Annotated in this window: 5 protein-coding genes; 1 reads left to right on the forward strand and 4 read right to left on the reverse strand. The window is 59.4% G+C overall.

What is annotated here, in order from left to right; all coding sequences use genetic code 11:
• The coding region (locus ABX749_RS22685; protein WP_372897992.1) for a hypothetical protein at nucleotides 1–298 on the forward strand (298 nt) is incomplete at its 5' end.
• Nucleotides 299–482: 184 nt separating this feature from the next.
• Here ABX749_RS22685 and ABX749_RS22690 read toward each other — a convergent pair.
• The 4 genes from ABX749_RS22690 to ABX749_RS22705 all read right to left on the reverse strand — a co-directional run.
• Nucleotides 483–1,070 (reverse strand): heavy-metal-associated domain-containing protein, encoded by a 588-nt coding sequence (locus ABX749_RS22690; RefSeq protein WP_372897993.1) that lies wholly within the window; start codon nucleotides 1,068–1,070, stop codon nucleotides 483–485.
• Nucleotides 1,071–1,183: 113 nt separating this feature from the next.
• Nucleotides 1,184–1,375 carry a hypothetical protein gene (locus ABX749_RS22695; protein WP_372897994.1) on the reverse strand — a complete coding sequence of 64 codons (192 nt, stop codon included), beginning with the start codon at nucleotides 1,373–1,375 and terminating at the stop codon, nucleotides 1,184–1,186.
• Nucleotides 1,376–1,756: 381 nt separating this feature from the next.
• On the reverse strand, nucleotides 1,757–2,986 hold the full coding sequence (locus tag ABX749_RS22700; RefSeq protein WP_145222638.1) for a DUF1559 domain-containing protein: 1,230 nt from the start codon (nucleotides 2,984–2,986) through the stop codon (nucleotides 1,757–1,759).
• Nucleotides 2,987–3,175: 189 nt separating this feature from the next.
• Nucleotides 3,176–4,708: CRTAC1 family protein (locus ABX749_RS22705; protein WP_372897995.1), on the reverse strand; the 1,533-nt coding region annotated here is incomplete at its 5' end.

A 4,708-nucleotide genomic window follows, 5' to 3' on the forward strand; every position in this document is an offset into this window, starting at 1 on the left:
GAACATGGGTGATGGTGCCGATACCTTCGTCGCCTCGTACACCGACGCCCGAAGCCTGAACATCGACAGCGGACGGCACAACGACTACGTCAGCTTGTTCGGAATCGACGTCGACAACCTGGACGTCGAGCTGCGCAGCGGAAACGACACGCTGCGAATCGATGCATCCGATGCGGACAATGCCCATCTGGACGGTGGCAGCAACCACGACACGCTGGACGTCAACGGCACCGGTTTCTACGCCAACGCCTTCGATGCCGTCCTGGCTTCGGAAGACTTCGAGACGATTTACGCTTGAACGTGATCGGCAAGGCTTCGGGTGTCCCCTCGAAGCCCGCCACACATTTCATCGCGACTCGTTCCCAGGCACAGCTTGGGAACGAGTCCGCAAGATCATTCTGCCCCGCATTGTTCTGGCTTCCTTTCCACGTCAGCGGTTTGTCTGATCGGAACCAGGTGGCATGCAGAGCAGATCCGACGCCTTACTCCTCGGTGGACTCGGCGGCCTTCTTCTTTCGCGCCGCAGCAGCTTCCTTCGCGGCTCCTTTGGCGCGAACATGGAAGCCGGCTTTGTTCAAAGCGTTGACGACGGCCAGTCCATCGAACTCGCCTTCGACCACCAGTGTTTTCGACTTCGGCTTGGCTGTATCCGCCTGGACACCGTCAACCGTCGCCAGCGCCGCTTTGATGGCCTTGTTGCAGCCGCCGCAGCAGTTGTGGACTCCGACCAATTCCAGACGTTTCGTGACGCCCGCTTTGACCCCGCTGTTGTCCTGCATTTTCAGCTTGGCGTGGTCGGTCTCGCCATGGAACCCAGCCCGTCCGATCGCACCGATCGCCTTGCGAGCTGTTTTTTGATCGGCTGCGGTGACGACGGCGGAACCGCTATCCTGATCCGCTTTCACGGTTGCACCTTCGACTTTTTCGAGGGCGCCTTCGACGGCTTTCACGCAGGCACCACAGCAAAGGTGCATCTTGGAAAGTTTGACCGTGACTTCGGCGTGCGCCAGCGGATTGGCAAGCAACACAATGGCTGCACCGAACGCGAGAGAAAGCAATGGTTTGTTCATCAGGGTTTCCGAGTGTGGGGAAGGGAAGAAATCCGTGCGTTGCAATTCACTCGGTTATTCTACATCCCACGCGGCCCCATGGGCGGCCCTGCGAAGCGATTGGTACCGGGCGGCTATTCGTCGCCTTCGGAAGCGTCCGAGCTGGTCGCCATGTCTCCCTCGGCTGCCGCCACCGCCGCTTCGTATTCCGCGATGGCTTGCGCGTCGGCTCCTTCGGTGGACGTCTGGGGACGGCTGTCGCCACAACCGACAACGGCGGCGACCAAAAGCACGAGAACAAAGCAGGACACCAATTGGGTTTTCATCGAAAGGACCTGATGTTGGGAAGACGCGGGCGATGGACCCGCAAAATCAATCGATCGACAAGCATTCAGTGACTGCAGCCCGACTACCCCTTTGGGCAACGCTGTGAAGCATTTATTTCCTGCGTTTGACGAGGTGTTAGCGGCAGGGCGCAAGCCCAATACCGCTCAATCGACAAGGTTTTGACCAGCGCAGGGCCCGTAGGCTCGCGCCAAACGGCTGATCATCAATTGACATCAGCCGGTTCGCGCCAGCGCGAGCGGCGCCCCTCAATTTCGATTTAGCGGTATTGCGCTCGCGCCCTACCGCTAAAAAATGCTCACGGCGTTACCGTTGGTCCTGCCCGCTGGGACAATCGAGCGACAAACGCCATACGGAGTGCGTTAGATCTCTTCGTCGATGGTTTCGTTGCTGGCACGCGTGCCCAATGCGCCCCAGAGCCCGTAGGGACTTTGCGAACCGGGAAGCTGGCCGCCGGTCCCGTTGAGCCAAACACTGCCGGCCGTCTGGTCACCGGCTTCGATGGAATCGGTGATGAACTTGACCGCTCCGTCGCCCATCAACACGTGACATCCGCCTTGGTGGCGGCTGGACATCGTCGCAATCAGGGTCGTGCCGAGCGTGTTGTACGGTCCGCAAAGCTCGCGATTGGGAGACAGAATCGTCAAGCAACCGGTAAAGAACGGCCCTTGGTCAGCCCAGCGATAGCCGCGGGCAAACAGAGCACGAGAGATCATGTTGTACTGGGGATCCCAAAACCGGGGCCTGTCCGGGTCGATCAATGGCTGGCAAATCGACGGGTTGTCGCGAAGGTTCGCCAGGGAGACCCCGGGCGCACTGCGGTTTCGGGCCGATTCGGTCACCTGACCACGGATATCATTGTCGCCCAGATAGGTGATGATTTCTCCCATCGCGATGGTGTTGGACAGACCGTCCAGGCAATCGCGGAATTTTGCTTCCTGCAACGGCTTGAAGAACCCGCGGTGGGCGGCGTTTGATTGCCGGCTTCGTCCGTTGGTCACCTGGGTTCGGTTGTTGTTGCGATTGGCGAGGTGGAGCAGCCACGAGGAATCTCCCAAGCAGGCGGCGTAGTTCGTCCGCCCCAGGGCCGGAAGTCCAACCCCGGGATCGCTCGGGCAACGGTACGTCGGAACCTCGGTCGTCCAGGGAATGTACTGAATCTTCTCGGGGGTCGGTCCCATCGCCGGCCATGGATTGGTCGGTGTGCCCACCGCCGCACTGGTGTTGCCGTCGGTTCGCTTCGAATTCGGGTTGCTGATTTCATTCCACAACGCCTGTTGCTCGATGAACGGCAGAATCGGAACCAGCATGCTCAAGCGGTGACGATTCCCGTAGTCCGAGGTGCGGAACCAAGGCGCCGGCGTCCCCGGTTGGGTTCCCGAGCCATGTGTCGGCAACTGTTTGTAGGCCGAGTGATAGTTGTGGATGCCAATTCCAAGCTGTTTGAAATTGTTACTGCAACTCATGCGTCGGGCTGCTTCACGCGCAGCCTGGACCGCGGGGAGCAAGAGTCCCACGAGGATTCCGATGATCGCGATCACCACGAGCAGCTCCACCAACGTGAAGCCCGCCCTCTGTTTCTGTCTTGGCATTACCATAGGAGCACCTTGACTGTTAAAGAGATAGAAAGAAATAAAAACGAAACTCGAACAATGTCGCCCGGTTTCCATCGGTCCTAGCTGACTTAATGCTGCTGAGGGAAGCGATACACAAATGCGTCGTCGCGACAACAAAATGCGTCATGGCAGGTGGACGGATCGGCACCGCTGGACCTGTCAATCTTACAGCGGCCAAACGCCAAGGTGTTGGGAAATCAAGTAATCCCGTCCGCCGGTCAAGTCGCCGAGCGATTCGTCGCTCCCGTCGGGCCACGTCACGTTGACGTCTTCCAATGTTTCGACGTCCGGCACCGCCACCACGATGCACGCTTCGTTGGCGCACTGGAACCCGTTTCCGGCTAGCAATGATTGTTCAATGGTTCGGTCGTTCGCGGTGAACCGGACCCGTGCGCCGATCGCGTCGCGATGCGTCGCGGTGGCCCGCAAGAAGAACCGCGTCTGCTCGGCCGACGTTTCGGATCGATTGATCAACAGCGCCACCGGATCAAATAGATGTGTGACGATCAAGTCGGTGCGGCCGTCACGATCGGCGTCGAGCGTCGCAACGGACCGGGCCAGTCGAGGCCGAGTGAAATAGTCACCCAACGAATCCGCCTGCCTCTCGCTCCATCGGCCGCGCGTGACCTGCTGCAAGAGCTGGGGAAGTTGCCGAAACGATCGTCCTTCGAATTCAAAGTCGTCGATGTCACCGTTGGCAATGAACACTTCCAACATGCCGTCATTGTCAACATCGATCCACTGGGTGCCGTAAGCGAGCATCGGTTTGGAGGAGTCCACAAAGCCGGCGGCTTGGGACGCATCGGTCCACACGCCCGGGCTGTCTTGCCGGTAGAACGTATTGTGATCATCGACAAAATGCGTCAACAAAAAATCGATGTCGCCGTCGTTGTCGGCATCGGCAGCCGCGATGCCCATCGAGGCCTGGGCGACGGAGCGACGGTTCAGCGCCAATCCACGCACGGCGGCTTGATCGGAAAGCCCGGACGCGGGCGTCTGGTCCGATTTCGCCCAATAATGATTGGCCGTCATGTCGTTGGCCACATAGGTTTCCAAACCGGGACGGCGATCGAAGTCTCCAATCACCAGGGCGAATCCGCGGCCTGGTTCGTGCGGCCCGAACCAGTCGGTTGCGTCGTCAAACGTCCCATCGCCATTGCCGACCCAAATCCGGTCGGGTTCGGCATCAAAGGCCATCGGGTTGCACGATCTGGCTTCACCGATCGACTCGACCACACAAGGCAATTGCAACGGTTCCTCGCCGCGGCAGTAACCGACTTCGTAAAGATCGGCGTGTCCATCTGCATTCAAATCGGCGATCGCGACCGACGTCGTCCAACCACTTCCGCTGAGTCGACACGACGCGGTGACATCACGAAACGTCCCGTCGCCGTTGTTTTGATACAGACGGTTTTCTCCGATGTTGGCAACCAAGACATCCGGCCAACCGTCGGCGTTGTAATCACCGACCGCGACGCCTTGGGAAAACCCACGATCCAGCAGCGCCGAGAAGTCCGTGACATCGGAATACTCACCTGCCAAGTTTCGATACAACCGATTGGGCCCGGAATCCTCGCGACGGGGCGTCCCATCCATCACCGTCAAATAGGTATCAGGCCAGCCATCCAGGTCAAAATCCACCACGCCCGCCCCGCCCGCTCCGGATTGATAAATCATCAGACCGGATTCGGCGTCGCC

This window comes from Stieleria sp. (genome assembly GCF_041595215.1).
In the GTDB taxonomy this organism is placed as follows: domain Bacteria; phylum Planctomycetota; class Planctomycetia; order Pirellulales; family Pirellulaceae; genus Stieleria; species Stieleria magnilauensis.

Bases quoted from the DNA above. Each gene is read 5' to 3' on its own strand.
- ABX749_RS22700 (WP_145222638.1), bottom strand. From the start codon at position 2,986: ATGCCAAGACAGAAACAGAGGGCGGGCTTCACGTTGGTGGAGCTGCTC.
- ABX749_RS22695 (WP_372897994.1), bottom strand. From the start codon at position 1,375: ATGAAAACCCAATTGGTGTCCTGCTTTGTTCTCGTGCTTTTGGTCGCC.
- ABX749_RS22690 (WP_372897993.1), bottom strand. From the start codon at position 1,070: ATGAACAAACCATTGCTTTCTCTCGCGTTCGGTGCAGCCATTGTGTTG.